Here is a 22,852-nt window from a genome sequence, read left to right as displayed (position 1 = left end):
AGAGAGTCTATCTTAAAAAACAACCCATGAAACCAACAACTTACTTTTTTATTTTTTTCTTCGGAATTTTCTCAACTTTTTCTCAACATAGAATTTCTGGAAAAATTACTGACAACCAAAACCAACCATTGCCCTTTACGAATATAATACTGTACAATTTAGAAACTAAAGAAATGCCAAAAGGAACAGTTTCTGATTCTGATGGAAATTACAACTTTACAAAATTAAAATCTGGTAATTATAGAATTGAAATATCAACCTTAGGCTTTGAGACAAAAAAAATAAAAGCTTTCGAATTAAAAGGAAATAAAGTTTTTAATGCCTCTCTAAAAGAAAAAAGTACAAGTTTAAATGAAGTTGTTATAAAAAGCAAACGCCCAGTAATTAAACAAACTGCAGAGAAACTAATAGTCGATTTAGAAAAATCTGAAATGACAAATACCAATTTACAAGACGTAATGCGTAAAATTCCGGGAGTTTTAGTTACCAATAACGGAATTACAATTGCTGGTAATGGTGGTGTTAGAATTTTAATCAACGGTAAAACAACAGAATATATGGATGTTGAAACTCTTTTACGTGATTTTCCGGCAGATAATATTGCCAAAGTAGAAGTTATAGAACAGCCTGGTGCAGAATATGAAGCCTCTGGTTCTGGCGCAATTGTAAACATCATCCTTAAAAAAAATGTAAAATTAGGAACTCATGGTAGTGTAAACTCTTGGATTGGCGAAGATGAAGGTATCGAATGGGGAACTGGTTTTTCTGTGGCGAGTTATAAGAACAAATTAAATTGGCAAACTAGTGTAAATTATTCTCAACCGACTTGGCGAGACGACTTATTTTTAGTGAGAACCGTAAATTCTGAAACGTACGATCAAGTAACCAAAGAACCTTACGATCCAGATAATTTTGCAATTAGCGGTAGCTTAGACTATTATTTAAGCGAGCATCATTCAATAGGTCTTGGCGGAAGGTTTAATAACAGAAACTCAACAAGAACCGCAAGTAGTAAAACTATAATTTCTGATGAAAATAATAGAAACACTTTGTTTTCTGAAAATTACTTCGACAGACAACGAACCAATTATAACATTAATCCTTATTACGAATACAAAACAGATACAGACAAATTAGTAATAGATTTTAATTACGTAGATTTTACAAACGATAACACAAATACACTGTATGATATTGCGGGTAGCACTATTACTTTTGATGATAGAAAATACATTCAAGATGGTACATATAATATAAAAACATACAGATTAGACTATTCTAAAACAATTTCTGACAACCTTAAAATTAGTGCGGGTTCTAGATTTGCTGATGTTAAAACAGACAATGACTTGCAAACTTTTGAAGAAAAAAATGGCAATTTCGAAAAAAATGAAGAGGCAAGTAGCAGATTTGTGATAGATGAAACTATTTTTGCCTTATATTCTAAAGTAAATGCTACTTTAGGTAAATGGTCTTTTTCTGGAGGATTAAGATACGAAGATAGTAATACAGACGGAACATCTACTTTCCTAAAAGATGGTAACTTAACATCAGAAGTACAAAAAAGACCAATAAAAAAACTTTTTCCTAGCGCTTCTATTAGTAGAAAAATTACTGATGTTCTTGGCGCAAGCGTATCTTACAGCTACAGAATTCAAAGACCTTCTTATGGTAGCTTAAATTCTTTTGCTACTTTTTTAGATCCTTATTCTGCAGGAGAAGGAAACCCTAATTTAACACCTGCTTATACAAACAACTATCAATTTAATTTAACCTTTGATGGGCAACCTTTTTTTACTGTTGGTTATAGCAAAACAGATGATGTAATCTTTCAATTAATTAGCCAAGACAACGCAACTGCACAAATAAGACAACAAGATGTTAATGTAGAAAATAATGCTAATTGGAATTTTAGACTATTTGCGCCATTAAACTTAACAAAAGGTCTAGAAGGTTACACAGGTATAATTGTAACAAATACAGATTTTAAATCATCTACTTATGGAGTTGATTTAAATAAATGGAATTTAATTTGGTTTGTGCAAGCAAGTTATCAATTACCATGGGATGTGAATTTTGAATTAAGTGGAAACTACGAAACCGGTGCGTTAGAAGGTCAAATAGAAGTAGACTGGTTAGCAGAGTTAGATTTCTCTTTCGGAAAAAAGTTTCTAGACGATAAACTAAAAGTAAATCTTGGTTTTAATAAAATGCTAAATCGAGGTTTTGTAGGTAACATCGATTATGGTAATGGTATTGCTGATGTAGAAAGTAATGGTTCTAGACAAAATGTACAATTAAGGTTGGTTTATAGTTTTGGTTCTAAATTCGGTAAGAAAAAATCTGGAAGAAAAACTAACAATGATGAAGAGAACAGAATTAGAGATGATAACTAATAAATTAGCAAAATGAAAACTACATTAAAACATATTCTTTTATTTACTTTTTTCCTTTTATTTTTTCTTTTATCAAGAAACTTATTTAGTAATTATTTATTAAATATTGATATTAATAGTTACAATTATCATTTAGTTTTAAAGATATTTTTAAATATCATTTTAGCCTCTGTTTCTTTTGTAGTAGCTAAGAAATTAAATCTAATTAATTTAGGAGGATTATCAAATGTAAAACCTCAAAAACTAACTTTACTAATTTTTCCAATAATATTTTTAACATTATTAAATGGTATTTTTTTAGATAACATTCCTAACTTTTCATTAACAAATCTTCTTCTACTTATAATTTACTGTATAAGTATTGGTTTTTCCGAAGAATTAAGCCTTAGAAGTGTCTTATTACCTCTATTATCTCGTTTTTTTAACAATTCAAGAAAAGCAAAAATTAAAGCAATCTTAATTTCATCTTTAATCTTTGGATTATTACATCTTATTAAGTTTGATAAAGGAATTTACGGAGAAGTTTCTCAACTATTTTTCGCCACTTTTATAGGGGTTATGTTTGGTGCTTTACTCGTTGTTACTAAAAGAGTTTATCCTTTAATTATAATACATGCTATTGTTGATTTTGTAGCAAAATTAGATTCAATAGGGTTGCCAATAAAGTCTACGATATATAATCCTATGGATTTAGAAAGTGCAATTATATCTAGTTTATTAACATTACCATGTTTAATTTATGGTTTGTTTTTGATAAAAAAACATATTCCAAAGTTAAATTAGCAAGAAAAAGCAACACATAAAAAAACCTTCTAGATTTCTCTAAAAGGTTTTTTTTATTCTTTATATTTTTATTTTTATTTTAAAATGAATTAATCATTCAACTTTAAAACTGCCATAAATGCTTCTTGCGGAATTTCTACATTACCAACTTGACGCATTCTCTTTTTACCTTTTTTCTGCTTTTCTAAAAGTTTACGCTTTCTAGAAATATCACCTCCATAACATTTTGCGGTAACATCTTTACGCAGTGCTTTTGTAGTTTCACGAGCAATAATTTTTGCTCCAATTGCTGCCTGAATAGGAATATCAAACTGCTGTCTAGGAATTAAAGTCTTTAATTTTTCTACAATTTTCTTACCAATTGTATAGGCGTTGTCTGCATGTAATAAAGCAGAAAGCGCATCTACAGGTTGTGCATTTAATAATATATCTACTCTTACTAATTTCGATTCTTTCATACCTATAGGATGATAATCAAAAGAAGCATAACCTTTAGAAACTGTTTTTAATCGATCATAAAAATCGAAAACAATTTCTGCCAAAGGCATTTCAAAAATTAACTCTACACGTTGTGTAGTTAAATATGTTTGATTTATGATTTGTCCTCTTTTCTCGATACACAAACTCATTACTTGACCAACAAAATCAGACTTTGTAATAATAGAGGCTTTAATAAATGGCTCTTCTACTCTATCTAATCGAGACGGATCTGGTAAATCTGTTGGGTTATTTAAAACAATAATTTCATCAGGATTTTTCTTTGTGTATGCGTGGTAAGAAACGTTTGGTACCGTTGTAATAACAGTCATGTTAAACTCACGTTCTAAACGTTCTTGAATAATTTCCATGTGCAGCATTCCTAAGAATCCACATCGAAAACCAAAACCTAAAGCTGCAGAACTTTCTGGTTGAAAAACCAAAGACGCATCGTTTAATTGCAATTTCTCCATAGAGTAACGCAACTCTTCGTAATCTTCTGTATCTACAGGATAAATACCTGCAAAAACCATTGGTTTTACATCTTCAAAACCATCAATAGTTTCTGTTGTTGGCTTGTGAGCATCTGTAATTGTATCTCCTACTTTTACTTCTTTAGCAGTTTTAATTCCTGTAATTAAATAACCTACATCACCTGTTTTTACAGATTTTTTTACTACTTGCTCTAATTTTAAAGTACCAACTTCATCTGCAAAATAGTTTTTACCTGTTGCCATGAATTTTATTTCTTGGCCTTTTTTAATTTCTCCGTTTAAAACACGAAAGTAAGTTTCTATACCTCTGTAAGAATTGTAAACAGAATCGAAAATAAGTGCTTGTAACGGCGCTTCTGGGTCTCCTTCTGGCGCAGGAATTCTATCAATAATAGCTTCTAAAATATTATCTACTCCAAAACCCGTTTTACCACTTGCGTGTATAACTTCTTCTGGATCGCAACCTAATAAATCTACAATATCATCTGTAACTTCTTCTGGATTTGCAGAAGGTAAATCTACCTTATTTAAAACCGGAATGATCTCTAAATCGTTCTCTAAAGCTAAATATAAATTAGAAATTGTTTGCGCTTGTATACTTTGTGCAGCATCTACAATTAACAAAGCACCTTCACAAGCAGCAATAGATCTAGAAACTTCGTAAGAAAAATCTACGTGACCAGGTGTATCAATAAGATTTAAAACAAACTGTTCTCCTTTATGAATATAATCCATTTGAATTGCATGAGATTTAATGGTAATACCACGTTCTCTCTCTAAATCCATATTATCTAATAACTGATTTTGCTTTTCACGCTCAGTTACAGAGCCAGTATAATCTAATAACCTATCTGCTAATGTACTTTTACCATGATCTATATGTGCGATAATGCAAAAGTTTCTAATATTCTTCATACTTCGTTTTCTAACTGCTTTCAACCTACAAATATATGCTATTTAAAAAGCTTGTCAAATAAAAAAAGTACAATGAAATTGATTGTACTTTTTTATTTTTTTTGATGAGAATTATAAATCGGTTTCTAATTCTGCAATTGCTACTTTAAACTCGTTCCAACTTATAGTATCATCGCTAGATTTATCGTAGCCTTTTAACAATTCATTTGCTACAACTCCTCTTAAAAAACCACTAACTTCCGCAGCTTTTAATAGCTTTTTTATTTCAGATTTTCTTAATTCTTTATCACCATCTGCATCAAAAAACGCAAATGCTTCTTCTGGTGAGTCAAATTGATTTGTTATTAAAATTCTAATTTTTCTTAAAATATTCTCTTTTGTTCCCAATAGCTTTAAGTTTTAGGTTTATAATTTTATAAGATACTAATAAAAATAGATTTTAACAATTAAATTTTAAGTGTCACATAGCAAATCACATCTTTTTATAAAATTAATATTAATTCTCTAAGTTTGTATAACCAAACTTAACACTATGAAAAACATTCTTTTACTTTTAGCTTTATGTCTAATAATTTGCTGTAAACCGAATACAATTATTCAAAATAATTTAAAAAAAGATGTTTCTTTTTTAGCTTCGGATGAATTAGAGGGAAGACAAACAGGAACCAAAGGAGAAAAAGCTGCTGCTGCATATATAGAAAATCGTTTTAAAGAATTAGAATTATTACCTAAAGGTACCAATGGGTTTTTACAACCTTTTACTTTTAAACCAAAAACGAATCCGCATGAAGAGGTGAAATTTGATGTAAACGGAGACGGAACAATTACCGGAAATAATGTTATTGGTTATTTAGACAATAACGTAGAAAACACAATAATTATTGGCGCTCATTACGATCATTTAGGATTTGGTGGCGAAGGTTCTTTATACAGAGATTCTATTAAAGCAGTACATAATGGCGCAGATGACAATGCATCTGGCATTGCAATTTTATTGCATTTAGCAGCCAGATTAAAACAAAAAAACACAAATAACAATTACTTGTTTATGGCTTTTTCCGGAGAAGAAATGGGCCTTTTAGGTTCTAATTATTTTGTGAAAAATCCAACAATAAATACCAAAAAAGTTTCTTACATGATTAATATGGATATGGTTGGTAGACTAAAACAAGATTCGGCTTTAGCTGTTTACGGTACCGGAACTTCGCCTATTTTTAAACAAACTTTAAAATCAAACAACAATAATTTCAAATTAATCGAGAAAGAATCTGGTGTTGGGCCAAGCGATCATACAAGTTTTTATTTAGCAGATATACCCGTTTTACATTTTTTTACTGGGCAACATGAAGATTATCATAAACCTGGCGATGATGCAGAAAAATTGAATTATGACGGAATGGAAACCATCAGTAATTATATTTTTAATATTATTTCTGATTTAAATGACAACGAAAAACTTGTCTTTACTAAAACGAAAAACGAAGGTAAAAATACACCAAGATTTAAAGTTGGTTTGGGTGTAATACCAGATTATATGTTTGACGGCAAAGGAATGCGTATCGATGGAATATCCGAAGGAAAACCTGCACAAAAAGCTGGTTTGCAAAAAGGTGATATTGTTTTAAAATTAGGAGATAGTCTCGTTGTTGATATGATGAGTTACATGCGTGCTTTATCGGTATTTAAAAAAGGTGATAAAAGTATTGTAGTTGTTAAACGTAATCAACAAAAAATCGAAAAAGAAATTCAGTTTTAATGTTTAAAAAAAAGCAAGATTATTTTACAAAAATACATTTAATAATATCTGTATTAATTGTTGTACCGGTTTCTTTTATCTACGGATTTAATCCTGGATTGCAATTCGACATTCAACTTCAAACAATAGACGAACACAACTTTTTTAAAGCAGTTATGGGTTTGTATTTAGGTTTTTCTCTACTATGGATTTTAGGTGTTTTTAAAAATGAGTATTTAAAAACTGCATTGATAACTAATGCAATCTTTATGCTTTGTTTAGGCTTTGGTAGATTGCTTAGTTTTATTTTTGATGGTGCACCAACTTTTGGTTATCAATTTGGTACAATTGCAGAACTTTTATTAGGTTTTTACGGAATTTGGGTTCTGACAAATAAAAACACTAATTTTGCAAAAAAATAATATACTTTGGTTAAAATAGGCAACATAGAATTACCAGAATTTCCACTTTTATTAGCTCCAATGGAAGATGTTTCAGATCCTCCGTTTAGAGCACTTTGTAAAGAAAACGGAGCAGATGTTGTATATACAGAATTTATTTCTTCGGAAGGTTTAATTCGTGATGCAGCAAAAAGCGTAATGAAATTAGATATTTACGAGAAAGAACGTCCTGTTGGTATTCAGATATTTGGTGCAAATCTAGATTCTATGCTAAAAACGGTAGAAATTGTAGAAAAATCGAATCCAGATATTATAGATATTAATTTTGGTTGTCCTGTTAAAAAAGTAGTTTCTAAAGGTGCAGGTGCTGGTATTTTAAAAGATATCGACTTAATGGTTTCTTTAACAGAAGCCATGGTAAAACACACAAATTTACCAGTTACAGTAAAAACTCGTTTAGGTTGGGATCATGACTCTATAAGAATTGTAGAAGTTGCAGAACGTTTGCAAGATGTTGGTTGTGCCGCAATTGCGATTCATGGTAGAACCCGCGCGCAAATGTATAAAGGTGAAGCCGATTGGAAACCAATTGCCGAAGTAAAGAACAACCAAAGAATGCACATTCCTGTTTTTGGAAACGGAGATGTAACATCGCCAGAAAAAGCGATGGAAATGAGAGATTCTTATGGTTTAGACGGCTGTATGATTGGTAGAGCTGCTATCGGATATCCTTGGTTTTTTAATGAAGTAAAACATTATTTTAAAACTGGTAAATACTTAGAAAAACCAACAATTGCCCAACGTGTAGAAATGGCAAGAAGACATTTACAAATGTCTATTGATTGGAAAGGGCCTGTTCTTGGTGTTTTTGAAACAAGAAGACATTACACAAATTACTTTAAAGGAATTCCGCATTTTAAAGAATACAGAATGAAAATGGTAACTTCGGATGATGCCAAGGATGTATTTGCAGCGTTTGATGAAGTTGAAGCTAAATTTGGGAATGCAATTATTCCTGAAATTAAATAGAAGTTACTTTAATTTAAAACTGTCAAAAAATATTTTTTGATATTTTAAAAAATCTTCAGAATCTTTTCCTTTACAAAAAAATGAAATTTGAGATATATCATTATTTTTTTTGTAAAATCTTGTAGCCCTTTTAAAATAAGAGTGCTTTATTTTATATGTACTAATAACTTCTGTATATGAATTAAAATGATCTATCGATAAAATATTTGCAGATCTCAAAATTAAATCTTTATCGATAAGGTCGTTAATTAATTTATTTAGTTTTTCATCAGATTTATACAAATCTAATTCTAATGCAAACCATGCATTTGTGGAGGTATTATAATTAAATCTTTCTATTTTTATTGAATTTATTTGAGTATGATTTCTTCTAATTTTCCAATCTTTAGGATATTTCAATATATATTTAGAATTAACTAAAGTTTTTAATTCTACTTCTCCTTTTGGTAAATTATATCCGCTTTTACATCCTAAGGTAAAAATAAAGAATAGCAAAAACAGTATCTTTTTCATAATAACATCACTTTTCTATAAACTCTTTTGAGATTCTACTACTTGCAATTTTAGCTGCTATATATCCTAAAACGGTAATAGTGCAAAAAACGATTAGTAAATTTAGAAACCTAAATTCTACAGGATAGGCTAAATTGGGTACAATCATAAATAGTTCAAATTTCTTTTGAACAAACACTAAGATTATCCCTAAAAATAAGCCAATACACATTCCGAAGAACGTTAGCAAAAATCCTTGAAGAATAAATATTTTTTTTATTTCTTTAATAGTTGCTCCTAAACTAAAGAGTGTTTTTAAATTTTGCTTTTTATCAATAATCATCATAATTATTGCTCCGATTACGTTAAATAAAGCAATAATAACGATTAGCGTAAATATTAAGTAAGAAACAAAATTTTCTGTATTAATTACTTTATAAAAAACTTCGTTTAGCTGTGCTTTAGTTTGCACCTTAAAAGCATCACCAAGAGCATCACTTAAACTTTCTGCAACATTAGCAGCTGTATTAGAATCGTTTAATTTTATTTCTATTGCAGATATTTGATTTTCTTTAAATCTTAATAAAGTTCTCGCTTGATCTATCGAAGTAAAAACAAATTTATTTTCGAAATCTTCTGTCCCCATATAAACACCTACAATTTGTGTTTCAATCTTATAGAATGGATTTCTAGGGTTTATAAATCCTTTACCTGGCTTGGGCACCATTATTTTTAAAGGAGCGCCGTAATTTAATATTCCTAAAGAAAGTTTATTTGAAATTCCTCTACCAATAACGGCTGTATTTTCAAATTCTTTATACAACCAACTACCAACACTTAAAGAAGAATCTATGTTAGAAATATTTGTGTAGTTTTCTTCAACACCTTTTATATAAGCTATTTCTGTTTTTTCATTATACTCTAAAAAAACTCTTTCTTCGATTACCTTGGTATATTCAGAAATTTCTAAATTAAAATTTATTTTGTTTTGAATCGTATTATCAATAAAAAATGATTTTCCCTTAACCGAAGTTATTTTAATATCCGGGTCTGATACATCGAGTAAACTATAACTAAAAGTTTTAAGTCCAGAAAAACCAGATAATATTATAAACAAAGCCAACGCACCTACTATAACACCAAAAGAAGCAATAATGGTAATTATATTAATTGCATTATTGCTTGTTTTAGAGAATAAATATCTTTTAGCTATGTAATAAGGAAAGCTCAAATAGTGTAGCTTGTATTATTTTTTTTGACGTCTTGGTAAAACGTCTGGATTTTGAATAGGATTTTCATCTTCTCCTTTTAAAGACTTATCAATTTCTTCGATATAATCTAAAGTATCATCACCAAAAAATAATAATTCTGGCATTCTTCTTAATTGATTTCTTGTTCTTTTTGCCATTTCATGGCGAATTAAAGGTGTATTAGATTGAATTCCTTTAACCATTTCTTCTCTTTTTTCTGAAGGAAATATGCTTAAATATACTTTTGCAACTCCTAAATCTGAAGTAACATGCACTTTAGAAACAGAGATTATAACTCCTTTCATTCCATCTTGCGCTGCTTTTTGCAACACATCTACCAAATCTTTTTGTAAAACACCTGCTATTTTACGTTGTCTGTTTGTTTCTTCCATGCTGCAAATTTACGATATTTTTATGGAGTATAAATCTTATTTTTTATTGCATACATTACCAAACCTACCCTATTTTTAACGTTTAATTTTGTAAAAAGAACATCTCTATAACCGTCTATCGTTTTAGGGCTTAAACACATTACATCTGCTATTTCTTTATACGTCATTTCAGAACAAGCGTGTTTCATAAAAGTAATTTCTCTTTCTTTTAGCGTAATTTCTTCTGACGAATTGCCCGAAAGAGATTTCATTAGTAAATTGGTTACTGTTTTTGTATGATAAAATCCGTTTTGTGCAATTTCTAAGAGCGCATTTTCTAACACACTTTTTTCGGTATCTTTTAGTAAATAGCCAATTGCACCAACTTTAAGCATTTTTAAAATGGTGTTATCTTCATCTTCTACAGAAAGCGCCATTACATTTACAGATTCATGGTTTTTAGTAATCCAATCTGTAGTTTCTATACCATTCATTATTGGCATGTTAATATCCATTAAAACAATATCTGGAATATATTTAGCTGAAGCTGAAAACTTCTCTACCAATTCTTGTCCGTTTTTACAAGTATACAACACTTTAAACTTACTAAATGTATTTACCATTGTAGCAATTGCTTGAGAAAGCAATGTATGATCATCTACAATAACTACAGAATATTTAATCATAATTTATATATTATTGATAAAGAAGTTCCTTTATCTATTTCGGATTCGAAAACAGCTTCTGCACCTATTAATTTTGCTCTATTTTTAATATTCTCTAAACCTATTCCTTTAGATACAATCTCTTTAGAAAAACCAACACCGTTGTCTTTAGCCAAAATATGTAAACTATCAAGTTTAAAATTTAAAGATACAGATAGTTTAGATGCCTTAGAGTGTTTAATTGTATTAGAAAAGAATTCTTGCAAAATTCTAAAGATTATAATACTCGATTTTTTTTCTATATCAAATTCTAACCCTTTAATTTCTAATTTAGAATCTATAAATTGTAATCTATTAAACCTATCTATTTCTAATTGAATTGCTTCTCTTAAGTTAATATTTTTAATAGCTTCTGGATTTATTAATTTTGATAATGCTCTAACTTCTGTTAATCCTTTAGTAATTGTGTTAGAAACATCTTTAATAGATTCTGGGCTTGGATTTTGTAATTGTATTTTTGCTAAAGTTAATAATTGCCCAATATTATCATGCAACTCCCAACTTATATTTCTCAAAGTTTCTTCTCTAATTTCTATTTGAGTTTCTGCTATTTCTCTTTCAAAACGTTTTTTTTCTTCTTCTCTTTGCTTTAAAAGAAAATCTTTATTTTTTTTAAACACAGAAAATAGCACCAACAAAGCAATAGTAATTAATACAATAATAAAAGTAGAAATAAGTACTACTAATTCTTCTGTTTCGAGCTCCATATTAAACCATATATATAACATAAGTTAGTAACTACTACCAAAATTTTCTGAACTAAAAATAAACTTTGACTTTCTTCTCTTGTACCTATTTTTATAACGTACAAAACCAAATAAAAAGGCACTGTAGTTAAGTAATATATTAAAAAAGCTACAGTAATCCAAAATGGTAAATGTTTTTGAAAAATTAAAATTGAATCTGATTTTAATAATTCTTTCAAATAAAATATCATAAAAACACAAACTGTTATTGCACCTAATAAATAAGAGTAATCTTGTAGATCTTGATAATAAAATCCTGTAAAATAAAAGACATTAAAAATTCCTATCAGGTAGAATATCAGTTTGTGTGATTTCTCCTCTTTAGTAAGTTTGTAATAGATAATAGCTATTAAATTGTATTCGAAAAATGTATAAATATTGTAATATGGTGCAGATAAAACTCCATACTGTCTTAAAACGACGCCAAGTGTTTCTATAAAGACTAAAGCAGAAAGATAAGCTACAAAATAAGTGTAATAACTTTCTTTATATTTTTTGATATAAAAAATAGCTACCAACAAAGATAACACCTCTAAGAAGTAAAAATAACTATTAAACATTCTTATTAATTAGGTGGGTTTGTTTCTAATCTATTCGTACCTGAACTATCCATATCTTCTAAATCATCTTGAAATAATGGAATCATTGAAGCTCTGCTTACACGCTGAGTTTCCTTAGTACTATATTTATGTAAAAACTCTGTAAATTTGATAGGATTCTTATATTCTGAATATAATGGTTCGAAAGCAACATTATTTTTATTTCCTATTTTAGCTGTTGGCATAAAAACCAATGTATGTCTGCCTCTTAAACTTTTATCAACATAATTTTTTGGATATGCAGCAGAAAAAATCCTTAAACCAGTTAATGGAATCTCTTTTTCTTTAGAAATTCTTTCTAAATAACTAATATATTGTTTCAATTGATTAATTTCATAAAAATGAGAAACCGTTTCTACAGCATCATTTGAATCGCCAGTATAATTTTCTCTGTATTTATCTAAAACAACCTTCTGCCCGGTATCGTATTCATGAAACATACTTGCCATTTCTTTATAAGTTATCGCGTTAGAAGGTCTTTTACTATTAACGATTGCCTCTGCATGGTGCATTATCTCTTTTTTTTGTTTCTTTTCGTTATTGCAACTCATTAAAACAATTGTAAATGACAAACAAAATAATAATTTATTAGTTTTTTTCATAATGTAAAATAGTTAAGTTAATTGTACACAAAATACAATTTTTATAAAATTGAAAAAAAATATAACATACATAAAAAAATAACACCTTATAAACAAAGGAAGTAATATTAAAAACAAAAAAATAAAAAAGGTGTTTTTCCTTATTTAAAAGGATAATTAACCTCTAATAGTATTTTAAAAATAGTTAGACATTTACAAAAAGAAAGAAAAAACTTTAACCGCTAAGTGGGAAAATTGTTATTGCATTATTTGAATTTAAATTTCCCCCAAAAAAAAACCTCAAAACAAACGTTTTGAGGTTTTTAATTTAATGTATTATATATGATTAATCTGCTAAAATAATAGCTTTATTATCATTTAATTCTAAAGTACCAGAGTTGATTTTTAAAGTTAAAACTTTATCATCATCTATATGAGACTCTAACTTACCATGTAAATCATCTAAAACCAAATGATCTTGATTGTGTACATGTATTTTAATCTCTCCATCAACTAAATTAGAAACTATAGGAGCATGATTATTTAATATTTGAAACTCTCCATCAATACCTGGTGCCGAAAATAAATCAACTTCAGATGAAAATAAGATTGCTTCTGGTGTTACAATTTCTAAATACATATTTCTATTCTTTAGGCTTTAGCTTTCGCTATAGTTAGTTTTTAAGCTTCTGCTAACATTTTCTCTCCAGCATCAATTGCATCTTGAATTGATCCTCTTAAGTTAAATGCTGCTTCTGGATATTTATCTAACTCACCATTCATAATCATATTAAAACCTTTAATAGTGTCTTTAATATCAACTAAAACTCCTGGTATACCAGTAAATTGTTCTGCAACGTGGAAAGGCTGAGATAAGAAACGCTGAACACGTCTTGCTCTATGCACAACTAATTTATCTTCTTCAGATAATTCTTCCATACCTAAAATTGCGATAATATCTTGTAATTCTTTATAACGCTGTAAAATTTCTTTTACATTTTGTGCACAATTATAGTGTTCTTCACCTAAAATATCAGCAGATAAAATTCTAGAAGTAGAATCTAATGGATCTACTGCAGGATAAATACCTAATTCTGCAATTTTACGAGATAATACTGTAGTTGCATCTAAGTGAGCAAATGTTGTTGCTGGTGCTGGATCTGTTAAATCATCTGCAGGTACATATACTGCTTGTACCGATGTAATAGAACCTTTTTTAGTAGAAGTAATACGCTCTTGCATAGCTCCCATTTCAGTAGCTAACGTTGGTTGATATCCTACTGCTGAAGGCATACGACCTAATAATGCTGACACCTCAGATCCTGCTTGTGTAAAACGGAAAATATTATCTACGAAGAAAAGAACATCTTTACCTTCTGCTTCGCCTGCTCCGTCTCTAAAGTATTCTGCAATCGTTAAACCAGATAATGCAACTCTTGCACGTGCTCCAGGTGGTTCATTCATTTGACCAAAAACGAAAGTAGCTTTAGAATCTCTCATACCAGGTTTATCTACTTTAGATAAATCCCATCCTCCTTCTTCCATAGAATGCATAAAGTCGTCACCATACTTGATAATACCAGACTCTAACATTTCACGAAGTAAATCATTTCCTTCACGAGTTCTTTCTCCTACACCTGCAAATACAGATAATCCTCCGTGACCTTTTGCAATGTTGTTAATTAATTCTTGAATTAATACAGTTTTACCTACACCTGCACCTCCAAATAAACCAATCTTACCACCTTTAGCATAAGGCTCAATTAAATCGATTACTTTAATACCAGTAAATAAAACTTCAGTTGAAACAGATAATTCTTCAAACTTAGGTGCAGACCTGTGAATTGACAAACCGTCTTCACCGTCTTTTTTCAAATCACCTAAACCATCAATTGCATCACCAGTAACATTAAATAAACGACCGTATATGTCATTTCCTATTGGCATTTGTATTGGATTTCCTGTAGCTAAAACCTCTGTTCCTCTACTTAATCCATCAGTAGCATCCATAGAAATGGTTCTTACTGTATCTTCACCAATATGTTGTTGTACTTCTAACACTAAAATAGAACCATCAGCTTTTTTAATTTCTAATGAATCATAAATTTTAGGAAGTTCAGTATTTTCTGTATTGAATTCAACATCAATTACTGGCCCAATAATTTGAGAGACTTTTCCTGTAGTTGTAGACATCTATATCTAATTATAATTATTATTAAATTTTGAGATTTAGCATCTCATTTTCAGGATGCAAAGGTAATTGTTTTGGTTGTAATTAAAAAAGTTTTTTTATTTAAAAAATAAACTCTCTTAAAACAAAAAACCTCACCAATTGGTGAGGTTTTTATTATAGAATTGAAATAGAATTATTTCTTGTTAGTTACTTTAACAACAACTCTTCTATTTTGAGCTCTTCCTGCTCTTGTTTTGTTAGTTGCAACTGGCTCTCCTTCTCCAAATCCGATAGCTTCTAATCTTGTAGTGCTAACTCCTTGTTTTACTAAGTAGTCTCTTACAGCGATTGCTCTCTTTTCTGAAATTCTTAAGTTTAATGGTGCAGAACCTGAACTATCTGTATGACCTTCGATTACGAAAGTAGCACTTGGATTGTTGTTCATTACTTTAACCATTTCGTTTAACTTAGCAGTAACACCTGGCTTGAAAGAAGATTTACCTACGTTAAATAAAATTGCTTTAGCATATTCAGATAACATGTTTTCATCTTCTACATTGATAACTGGCTTAGGACAACCGTTGTTAGAAGCTGGTCCAGCAACATTAACACACTTGTCATCTTTATCTAATACACCGTCACCGTCAGTATCTGGCCAAGGACATCCACCGTTTGCCATTGGTCCTGCTTGAGATGGACATTTATCGTTTTTATCAACAACACCGTCACCATCAGCATCAGGACAACCTTTGTTAGCTTTAGTTCCTTTTGCATTAGGACACATATCATCTTTATCAGCAACACCGTCACCATCAGCATCAGGACAACCGTTCATAGAAGCTAAACCTGCAACATTAGGACAAGCATCATCAGAATCTTTGATTCCGTCACCATCAGCATCAGGACATCCGTTAAATTCTTTTAAACCTGCAACCTCTGGGCAAGCATCATCTTTATCATATACTCCGTCACCGTCAGTATCTTTTCCTCCAAATTTAATTACTAAACCTAAAGTAGTTTGGTAGTGAGCTTTTACTTCATCAGCAAAACCTTTTTTAGTACCAGTTTGGAAGTTTAAACCTAAATTATCGTTAAACCAAGTATTGAAACCAACACCAGCATTTAACATACCTTCACCGTTAGAATCAACTGAAGTATAACCACCACCTAAATATACATAAGGATCGAACCAAGCAGTTTCACCTACTAAGTTATTTAAATCATACTTTACAATTGCATCTACAGCCCAGTATAAAAAGTCTGAATCATCTTTTCTTGTAACTGTTTCAATTTTGTTTAAAGACCCTGCTAATTGTAAAGAAAAACCTTTGTTAAGGTATTTATCTGCAGAAATTCTAGAAATTGACGGTAATACATTCCAGTCATTGTTTCCTAATAAATCTTTTACTTGCTCACTGAAATCATCAGTGTTGTAAAAATCTACATTGTTTAAACCAAAACCAACAGCCCACGGGTTGTTTTCATCTTGTGCATTTACGTTGCTTACAGCTACTAACGCAAATAAAGCTATCACAGCTAATTTTAATCGTTTCATTATCAAATTTTTAAATTAAAAGTTCGTTATTATAATACGCAAAAGTAAACTCTTAAAACGTATCTACAAAGACAAATCTACAAAATATTCGTAAAACATCAAGTTTTTATAAAACTAAATTACCTTTAACTCTTTACCCACTTCGGTAAATGCAGAAATTGCTTTATCTAAATGTTCTTTAGTATGAGCAGCAGATAACTGTACTCTGATTCTTGCTTTTTCTTTTGGCACAACCGGAAAGAAAAATCCAATCACATAAATTCCTTTTTCTAATAATTTGTTAGCCATTATTTGAGACAATTTTGCATCATACAACATTACAGGTACAATTGCTGCATCTGCACCAACTAAATCAAAACCTGCTTTTTCCATCTCTGTTCTAAAATAGTTTGTATTCCATTCTAGCTGATCTCTTAAAGTTGTGTCTGTAGCTATTAAATCAAAAACTTTTAATGAAGCACCAACAATAGCCGGAGCCAAAGAGTTTGAAAATAAATAAGGTCTAGAGCGTTGGCGTAAAATTTCTATAATTTCTTTTTTACCTGTAGTATAACCTCCCATTGCACCACCTAAGGCTTTACCCAAAGTTCCTGTTACGATATCTACTCTATCCATAACATTTTTTAATTCTACAGTTCCTCTACCTGTTTTACCTATAAAACCAGTTGCATGACACTCATCTACCATTACCATAGCATCATATTTATCTGCTAAATCGCAAATTTCATCTAGTTTTGCTACAATACCATCCATAGAGAAAACACCGTCTGTAACAATTATTTTAAATCTATGGTTTTCTTTATTGGCTGCAATTAATTGCTCTTCTAAAGAAGCCATGTCATTATTATTGTACCTATAACGAGCTGCTTTACACAAACGAACTCCGTCGATAATAGAAGCGTGATTTAAACTATCAGAAATAATGGCATCTTCTTTTGTTAAAAGTGGTTCAAAAACACCCCCGTTTGCATCAAAAGCTGCGGCATATAAAATAGTATCTTCCGTGGTATAAAAATCTGCTATTTTTTGTTCTAATTTCTTATGAATATCTTGTGTACCACAAATAAATCTTACAGATGACATACCAAAACCATGCGTATCCATAACATCTTTTGCTGCCTGAATTACCTCTGTATTATTAGACAAACCTAAATAATTATTGGCACAAAAATTAATAACTTCTTCTCCTGTAGAAATTTTAATAACTGCATCTTGCGAAGAAGTAATAATTCTTTCAGATTTATACAAACCTGCTTCTTTAATATCTTGAATTTCTTTTTTTAAAGTATCTTTAATTTTACCGTACATTTTTTATCAATTTGAGAAAACAAAGTTACAAAGTTTATTTTTTTTGTTTATACTTCAACAACATCAATTTTATCATTTATGTAAACAAGTAATTTTCTAGATACATTAAAACGCATTGATTCTAGAACAATTCCATATTTTAATAACTGCTGATGATGTTCATTTGATGGCGCACCGGTTTTATAATCTATAATTATCGCTTCATTTTTTGAATTAACCACCAATCTGTCCGGAATAATAATTTGGTTGTCAAAATCTACAATTTCGCGCTCATTAAAAACGGTTACTTCTTCAGAAAAATAACTATTTAAATCTTTGTGGTTTACAATAGTATTTACACTTTTTAATATATATTCTAACTGTTCTGTATTGATAAAACCTTGCTGATGATATTGATTTACAATAAAATCGACATCGTTTTTAGTTTTTATTTTAGATAAAATCTCATGAAACAAATTACCAAAATCAATTGCTTTTCCTTGCTCTGTATTCCATAATTTTGAAGCACTTGCCAACAAAACAATATTGTGTTCTTGCCACGGATTGGAAATAAATTTTTGATGCACTTCTGATAAAGATTCTTGTTTTACTTTCTCTATCTTACGAGAAACATCACCAAACTCATACTCTAAAAGATCATCTTGCCAAAGATTTTGTTCTTTTAAATAATTGATAAAAATACCTGAATAATAATTGACACTTTCTACACCTTTTGCAGATATTTTCTTCTCGGTAATAATATGTAATTGCTCTACAGCTCTTGTTAACGCTACATATAAAAGATTAAAATTATCGAGTTCTAACTCTTCTCTCTGTTGATTAAAAATATCTAAACCTCTTTGATTTATTAAACTTAAATCTTTCTTGTAATCTATTAAAAGCTCTTTAAAATTGTAATCTTCTGGCAAATCGTTAAACCAAACTTTCGGTTTAATTTGCCTGTAAAGATCTACATCACAAGGAAAAATTACTACAGGAAATTCTAATCCTTTTGATTTATGAATCGTCATTACCTGAACAGCATCTGAGTTTTCTGACGCCACAATACTCAACTTGTCTTTCTTTAATTCCCAAAACTCTAAAAAGTCGCCAATTTCTGTACCTTTTCTTTGTTGTTCTAATACTACATCTAAGAAAAACTGAATATAAGCATCCGAAGAATTGACCAAACAAAACCCTCTAACAATCTCTTCTATTTTCTCATAAAAAGGCGCTTGCTGAAAAACATTGTAATCAAATACAATATTATGCTGTTGCAGTTCTGCAAAAATAGTTGTGTTATCGGATTTTATGTGTTTTTGAAAAAATTGATGTTTTGGAATTTCAATCTGCAAATGTTCATGTAAAAAATATAAAAACTCAAATCTCCTTTCTTCATCTTTAGGATTTTGAATAATTTTTAAAACATCTATTATAAAGTTGATTTTAGCATTGTTTTTTAACAGTAAAGTTTCAGAAGAAATTATAGAAATTCCGTTTTCTGATAAATAATCAGCAACTGCAATTCCGTCTTTTTTAGTACGAGTTAAAACACAAATTTCATTTAAATAAAAATCTTCTTTCAAGAGATTTATTTTCTCTAAAACTTTTTTCGGATACTTTAATTTCTCTTCATCTTTTTCTAACTTATCTAAAAAATTTAAAGAAACATAGCCACCTTTTTTAGAGTTTTCTAACTGCGTATTTCCTTCTACAAATAATTTTTTGTAAGATTCATTTTGAATGAATTTAGCAGTATGTTGAAAAAATGAATTATTAAAATTAATTACTTCAGAATAGCTTCGATAATTCGTTTCTAAATTTTGTACATTTTTTTGAATATGAAAAGGGTTACCATTTTCAGATCCTAAATCGATAAACTGTTCTGCCTTTCCACCTCGCCACCTATAAATTGCCTGTTTACCATCGCCAACCAATAACAAATTACTATTTTCTTGCGCCAATGCATTGTCTATTAACGGAATTAAATTTTGCCATTGCAACTCAGATGTATCTTGCATTTCATCAATAAAATAATTCTGAAACCTTTGCCCAATTCTTTCATAAATATATGGCGCAGGCTGGTCTTTAATATTATCTGAAATTAATTGATTAAACTCTGCATTTAAACGAATATTACTATCTTCTTTTATAGTGTTTAGTTCTGAATTTATATTGTTTAAAACCGCCAAAGGAATAATACTTTTTAAAGCAATTTTATTTAACAAATACCCAGAAAAATTATTTTCATACAATACTTTAGATTCGTAATAAAAAGCCCTTAATTCAGGAGAAATGTCTTTAATTGTTTCTTTAACGTCTGCAGAAGCCTTTCCTGCAAATAAGTTTTTTTCATTCTCTATTGTAGTATTTAATCTACCATCAAATTTTAGCTCGTCACTTTTAAGAAATCTTAACTTTGTAAATTTTTTGAAATGTTTAAAATACTCACCTGTGTATGCAAAATCAGAAATATTTAAACCATTTTGATTGATCAAACTTAAAACCTTATTACCAATTTCCTCAAAAGAAGCTTCTATTTTTTTATTTTTTTGCTGAAGTTTTTCTTTCAGTTCAAAAAAATCATCTAAACTCTTATCTTGTAATTTTCTAAAATGTTTTACATCATCTTCGTTTAACAAAACCCTAGAAAACTCGTTAAGATCATTTGAAATATCCCAAGATTTATCATCATCTGTTTTATCAAGAGAATAATCAATTAAAAGTTTGGTTAATTTTTTATCCGTTCCTATTTTAGAAATCAATACATCTACAGCTTCATTCAATAAAGAAACTGCATCCATTTCTACTTCAAAATTTAAAGACAACCCTAAATCGTATGCAAAACTTTTAATAATTTTATGCGTAAAGCTATCTATTGTTGTAATTGAAAATGCAGAGTAATTTTGCAAAATTGCATCTAAAATTCTTTTACTTCTCTCTACAATTAATGTTTTATCTAAAGAAGTTTCATCAATAATAATCTTTAGTACATCATTTTGTTTACCAGCTGCAAATTCTTCCAAATTAAAAAGAACTCGTTCTTTCATTTCACCAGCAGCTTTGTTTGTAAATGTAATTGCCAGTACATTTTGAAACGTAAAAATATTATCTGATGTTAACAGTACTTTTAAATACTGTTTTACCAATGTAAAAGTTTTACCGCTTCCGGCAGAAGCGTTATAAACATTAAAAGTTGAAGGTTGTTGCACTGCGAAATTTTATTGCAAAATACAAAAAGCCAAACAGAAATTGTTTGGCTTTTAATATTAAATTTTTTGATAAAGATTTTAACCTAAACCAACATCTAAAGACATCATTACTATAAAACCACCTATAAAACCAAGTGTAGCAATATCTGTATATTTATCTCTTTGAGTTTCTGGAATTACTTCTTCTACTACAACAAAAATCATTGCTCCTGCAGCAAATGCCAACGCATAAGGTAAAATCGGTGTAAAAAATGATACAGCTAAGGCTCCTAAAACCGCTGCAATGGGTTCTACAATTGCAGACATTTGTCCGTACCAAAAACTTTTTAACCTACTTACACCTTGCCTTCTTAAAGGCATTGCAACAGCAAAACCTTCTGGAAAATTCTGTATACCGATACCAATTGCTAAAGAAATTGCCGCTATAATCATTTCGGTTTGCTCTACACCAACTAACGTAGATGCTGCACCAAAAAGCACACCAACTGCCAAACCCTCTGGAATATTATGCAGTGTAATTGCCAAGACCAATAAAGTAGTTTTATGCCATTCTGTTTTTACACCTTCTGCTTCACTTTCTTTAAAATTTATGTGTAAATGTGGTAAAATTTTATCCATACCAAATAAAGACAAAGCTCCTAAACCAAAACCAACTGCCGCAGGTAAAACTTTTACAAAACCTTCTCCAGGACTGTTTTCTATAGCCGGCGCTAACAAACTCCAAAAACTTGCCGCAACCATAACACCACCAGTAAAACCTAACATACCATCTAAAACCGCCCTATTTGCTTTCTTAAAAAAGAAAACTAACGCGGCGCCTGCAGCAGTTAAACCCCAAGTAAATAATGATGCGTAAAGCGCTGCTAAAATTGGATGTTCTTTTCCAAAATTAACTAATTGATCAAATGTACTCATGCTTTTTTAATGTATAAATTGTTTGCTATTTTATTAGAAATATTTAGTTTTTTATCTTCTATTAATATAGATAATGAATTATCGAAATCTTCTTTATCTATAATGGTAATTTTCTTACCCAATGTTATTCCTTTTTTATCTAAAAACTGTAAAAACTCTGATGAAGAATCATCAACCCCAACACAAATACCACTTTCATTTTTAGATAACGTAGCTAATAAACTTTTCTCTATCGTTTTTAAATTACCATCTTTATCTGGTATAGGATCTCCGTGAGGATCGTGTGTAGGAAAACCTAAAAAACTATCTAATTGATCAATTAATTTAGCCGATTTTATATGCTCTAATTGTTCTGCAACATCATGCACCTCATCCCAAGAAAAGTTTAATTTTTCCACTAAAAAAACCTCCCACAACCTATGCTTTCTAACAACATTTGCTGCAATTGTTTTTCCTAGCTCGGTTAATGTAACCCCTTTGTACTTCTTATAGATAACAACTTCTTTTTCAGATAGTTTTTTAACCATGTCTGTAACAGAAGAAGCTTTTGTAGCTAATTTTTCTGCAATAGCATTTGTACTAATACCTTTATTAGCATCTAATTCTAAATGATATATTGCTTTTAAATAATTTTCTTCAGAAAGGGTAAACATTCATTTTTATTTAGACAACAAATATATACTTTTTATTTTTATCAAAATATATTTTTAGACAAG

Annotated in this window: 21 protein-coding genes; 5 read left to right on the top strand and 16 right to left on the bottom strand. The window is 29.7% G+C overall.

What is annotated here, in order from left to right:
* The first annotated feature begins 26 nt into the window (after window positions 1-26).
* The gene (locus WG950_RS10755) at window positions 27-2,396 is read left to right on the top strand and encodes a TonB-dependent receptor domain-containing protein (RefSeq protein WP_340932268.1); all 2,370 of its coding nucleotides are present in this window, start codon (window positions 27-29) and stop codon (window positions 2,394-2,396) included.
* Window positions 2,397-2,408: 12 nt separating this feature from the next.
* Complete coding sequence (locus tag WG950_RS10750) at window positions 2,409-3,179, top strand: CPBP family intramembrane glutamic endopeptidase (RefSeq protein WP_340932266.1); 771 nt, start codon at window positions 2,409-2,411, stop codon at window positions 3,177-3,179.
* Between the two features lie 89 nt (window positions 3,180-3,268).
* Here WG950_RS10750 and lepA read toward each other — a convergent pair whose 3' ends face one another.
* Both lepA and WG950_RS10740 read right to left on the bottom strand, forming a co-directional pair.
* On the bottom strand, window positions 3,269-5,065 hold the full coding sequence (gene lepA, locus WG950_RS10745; RefSeq protein WP_077810304.1) for a translation elongation factor 4: 1,797 nt from the start codon (window positions 5,063-5,065) through the stop codon (window positions 3,269-3,271).
* A 111-nt stretch (window positions 5,066-5,176) separates the two neighbouring features.
* Entirely contained in the window at window positions 5,177-5,452 is a 276-nt protein-coding gene (locus tag WG950_RS10740; protein WP_340932261.1) for an EF-hand domain-containing protein, read from the bottom strand.
* Between the two features lie 145 nt (window positions 5,453-5,597).
* On the opposite strand from WG950_RS10740, the gene WG950_RS10735 reads away from it, so the two are divergent.
* The 3 genes from WG950_RS10735 to dusB are packed head-to-tail and all read left to right on the top strand — an operon-like array spanning window position 5,598 to window position 8,230.
* Window positions 5,598-6,821 carry a M28 family peptidase gene (locus tag WG950_RS10735; RefSeq protein ID WP_340932259.1) on the top strand — a complete coding sequence of 408 codons (1,224 nt, stop codon included), beginning with the start codon at window positions 5,598-5,600 and terminating at the stop codon, window positions 6,819-6,821.
* A complete protein-coding gene (locus WG950_RS10730) occupies window positions 6,821-7,222 on the top strand; it encodes a DUF4345 domain-containing protein (RefSeq protein WP_340932258.1) in 402 nt (133 codons plus the stop codon). The genes WG950_RS10735 and WG950_RS10730 overlap by 1 nt, the downstream gene beginning before the upstream one ends.
* Window positions 7,223-7,228: 6 nt before the next feature.
* Complete coding sequence (dusB, locus tag WG950_RS10725) at window positions 7,229-8,230, top strand: tRNA dihydrouridine synthase DusB (protein WP_077810308.1); 1,002 nt, start codon at window positions 7,229-7,231, stop codon at window positions 8,228-8,230.
* A gap of 3 nt (window positions 8,231-8,233) precedes the next feature.
* Here dusB and WG950_RS10720 read toward each other — a convergent pair whose 3' ends face one another.
* From WG950_RS10720 to WG950_RS10655, 14 genes are all read right to left on the bottom strand, one after another.
* On the bottom strand, window positions 8,234-8,743 hold the full coding sequence (locus WG950_RS10720) for a hypothetical protein (protein WP_340932256.1): 510 nt from the start codon (window positions 8,741-8,743) through the stop codon (window positions 8,234-8,236).
* Window positions 8,744-8,750: 7 nt separating this feature from the next.
* Window positions 8,751-9,953, bottom strand: a complete 1,203-nt coding sequence (locus WG950_RS10715; protein WP_340932254.1) for an ABC transporter permease — start codon at window positions 9,951-9,953, stop codon at window positions 8,751-8,753.
* Window positions 9,954-9,968: 15 nt separating this feature from the next.
* The gene (gene rbfA, locus WG950_RS10710) at window positions 9,969-10,364 is read right to left on the bottom strand and encodes a 30S ribosome-binding factor RbfA (RefSeq protein ID WP_079737458.1); all 396 of its coding nucleotides are present in this window, start codon (window positions 10,362-10,364) and stop codon (window positions 9,969-9,971) included.
* A 20-nt stretch (window positions 10,365-10,384) separates the two neighbouring features.
* A complete protein-coding gene (locus tag WG950_RS10705; RefSeq protein WP_079737459.1) occupies window positions 10,385-11,029 on the bottom strand; it encodes a response regulator transcription factor in 645 nt (214 codons plus the stop codon).
* Window positions 11,026-11,775 carry a sensor histidine kinase gene (locus tag WG950_RS10700; protein ID WP_340932249.1) on the bottom strand — a complete coding sequence of 250 codons (750 nt, stop codon included), beginning with the start codon at window positions 11,773-11,775 and terminating at the stop codon, window positions 11,026-11,028. The genes WG950_RS10705 and WG950_RS10700 overlap by 4 nt, the downstream gene beginning before the upstream one ends.
* Window positions 11,751-12,374: a hypothetical protein gene (locus WG950_RS10695; RefSeq protein ID WP_340932247.1), complete on the bottom strand. Its 624-nt coding sequence runs from the start codon at window positions 12,372-12,374 to the stop codon at window positions 11,751-11,753. Before WG950_RS10695 ends, WG950_RS10700 begins: the two co-directional genes overlap by 25 nt.
* Before the next feature lie 5 nt (window positions 12,375-12,379).
* Window positions 12,380-13,015 carry a hypothetical protein gene (locus tag WG950_RS10690; RefSeq protein ID WP_340932245.1) on the bottom strand — a complete coding sequence of 212 codons (636 nt, stop codon included), beginning with the start codon at window positions 13,013-13,015 and terminating at the stop codon, window positions 12,380-12,382.
* Window positions 13,016-13,340: 325 nt separating this feature from the next.
* Window positions 13,341-13,634 (bottom strand): F0F1 ATP synthase subunit epsilon, encoded by a 294-nt coding sequence (locus tag WG950_RS10685; RefSeq protein WP_079737462.1) that lies wholly within the window; start codon window positions 13,632-13,634, stop codon window positions 13,341-13,343.
* A 41-nt stretch (window positions 13,635-13,675) separates the two neighbouring features.
* Window positions 13,676-15,187, bottom strand: coding sequence for a F0F1 ATP synthase subunit beta (atpD, locus tag WG950_RS10680; RefSeq protein WP_079737463.1), 1,512 nt, complete (start codon window positions 15,185-15,187; stop codon window positions 13,676-13,678).
* 173 nt (window positions 15,188-15,360) lie between these two features.
* Complete coding sequence (locus WG950_RS10675) at window positions 15,361-16,722, bottom strand: OmpA family protein (protein WP_299062305.1); 1,362 nt, start codon at window positions 16,720-16,722, stop codon at window positions 15,361-15,363.
* A gap of 114 nt (window positions 16,723-16,836) precedes the next feature.
* Complete coding sequence (gene kbl / locus WG950_RS10670) at window positions 16,837-18,030, bottom strand: glycine C-acetyltransferase (RefSeq protein WP_079737465.1); 1,194 nt, start codon at window positions 18,028-18,030, stop codon at window positions 16,837-16,839.
* A 47-nt stretch (window positions 18,031-18,077) separates the two neighbouring features.
* A complete protein-coding gene (locus WG950_RS10665) occupies window positions 18,078-21,221 on the bottom strand; it encodes a UvrD-helicase domain-containing protein (RefSeq protein WP_340932241.1) in 3,144 nt (1,047 codons plus the stop codon).
* A 78-nt stretch (window positions 21,222-21,299) separates the two neighbouring features.
* Window positions 21,300-22,136 (bottom strand): ZIP family metal transporter, encoded by an 837-nt coding sequence (locus WG950_RS10660; RefSeq protein ID WP_340932239.1) that lies wholly within the window; start codon window positions 22,134-22,136, stop codon window positions 21,300-21,302.
* The gene (locus WG950_RS10655; RefSeq protein WP_077810322.1) at window positions 22,133-22,789 is read right to left on the bottom strand and encodes a metal-dependent transcriptional regulator; all 657 of its coding nucleotides are present in this window, start codon (window positions 22,787-22,789) and stop codon (window positions 22,133-22,135) included. Before WG950_RS10655 ends, WG950_RS10660 begins: the two co-directional genes overlap by 4 nt.
* Window positions 22,790-22,852: the final 63 nt, after the last annotated feature.

The organism is Polaribacter marinaquae (assembly GCF_038019025.1).
GTDB classification, from domain to species: domain Bacteria; phylum Bacteroidota; class Bacteroidia; order Flavobacteriales; family Flavobacteriaceae; genus Polaribacter; species Polaribacter marinaquae.
This window is presented reverse-complemented; position numbering and strand designations above follow the sequence as displayed.

Excerpts from the sequence above, each read along its gene's own strand:
- WG950_RS10755 (WP_340932268.1), top strand. The coding sequence starts at position 27 with ATGAAACCAACAACTTACTTTTTTATTTTTTTCTTCGGAATTTTCTCA.
- WG950_RS10750 (WP_340932266.1), top strand. The coding sequence starts at position 2,409 with ATGAAAACTACATTAAAACATATTCTTTTATTTACTTTTTTCCTTTTA.
- lepA (WP_077810304.1), bottom strand. The coding sequence starts at position 5,065 with ATGAAGAATATTAGAAACTTTTGCATTATCGCACATATAGATCATGGT.
- WG950_RS10735 (WP_340932259.1), top strand. The coding sequence starts at position 5,598 with ATGAAAAACATTCTTTTACTTTTAGCTTTATGTCTAATAATTTGCTGT.
- WG950_RS10730 (WP_340932258.1), top strand. The coding sequence starts at position 6,821 with ATGTTTAAAAAAAAGCAAGATTATTTTACAAAAATACATTTAATAATA.
- WG950_RS10720 (WP_340932256.1), bottom strand. The coding sequence starts at position 8,743 with ATGAAAAAGATACTGTTTTTGCTATTCTTTATTTTTACCTTAGGATGT.
- rbfA (WP_079737458.1), bottom strand. The coding sequence starts at position 10,364 with ATGGAAGAAACAAACAGACAACGTAAAATAGCAGGTGTTTTACAAAAA.
- WG950_RS10705 (WP_079737459.1), bottom strand. The coding sequence starts at position 11,029 with ATGATTAAATATTCTGTAGTTATTGTAGATGATCATACATTGCTTTCT.
- WG950_RS10700 (WP_340932249.1), bottom strand. The coding sequence starts at position 11,775 with ATGGAGCTCGAAACAGAAGAATTAGTAGTACTTATTTCTACTTTTATT.
- WG950_RS10695 (WP_340932247.1), bottom strand. The coding sequence starts at position 12,374 with ATGTTTAATAGTTATTTTTACTTCTTAGAGGTGTTATCTTTGTTGGTA.
- WG950_RS10690 (WP_340932245.1), bottom strand. The coding sequence starts at position 13,015 with ATGAAAAAAACTAATAAATTATTATTTTGTTTGTCATTTACAATTGTT.
- WG950_RS10685 (WP_079737462.1), bottom strand. The coding sequence starts at position 13,634 with ATGTATTTAGAAATTGTAACACCAGAAGCAATCTTATTTTCATCTGAA.
- atpD (WP_079737463.1), bottom strand. The coding sequence starts at position 15,187 with ATGTCTACAACTACAGGAAAAGTCTCTCAAATTATTGGGCCAGTAATT.
- WG950_RS10675 (WP_299062305.1), bottom strand. The coding sequence starts at position 16,722 with ATGAAACGATTAAAATTAGCTGTGATAGCTTTATTTGCGTTAGTAGCT.
- kbl (WP_079737465.1), bottom strand. The coding sequence starts at position 18,030 with ATGTACGGTAAAATTAAAGATACTTTAAAAAAAGAAATTCAAGATATT.
- WG950_RS10660 (WP_340932239.1), bottom strand. The coding sequence starts at position 22,136 with ATGAGTACATTTGATCAATTAGTTAATTTTGGAAAAGAACATCCAATT.
- WG950_RS10655 (WP_077810322.1), bottom strand. The coding sequence starts at position 22,789 with ATGTTTACCCTTTCTGAAGAAAATTATTTAAAAGCAATATATCATTTA.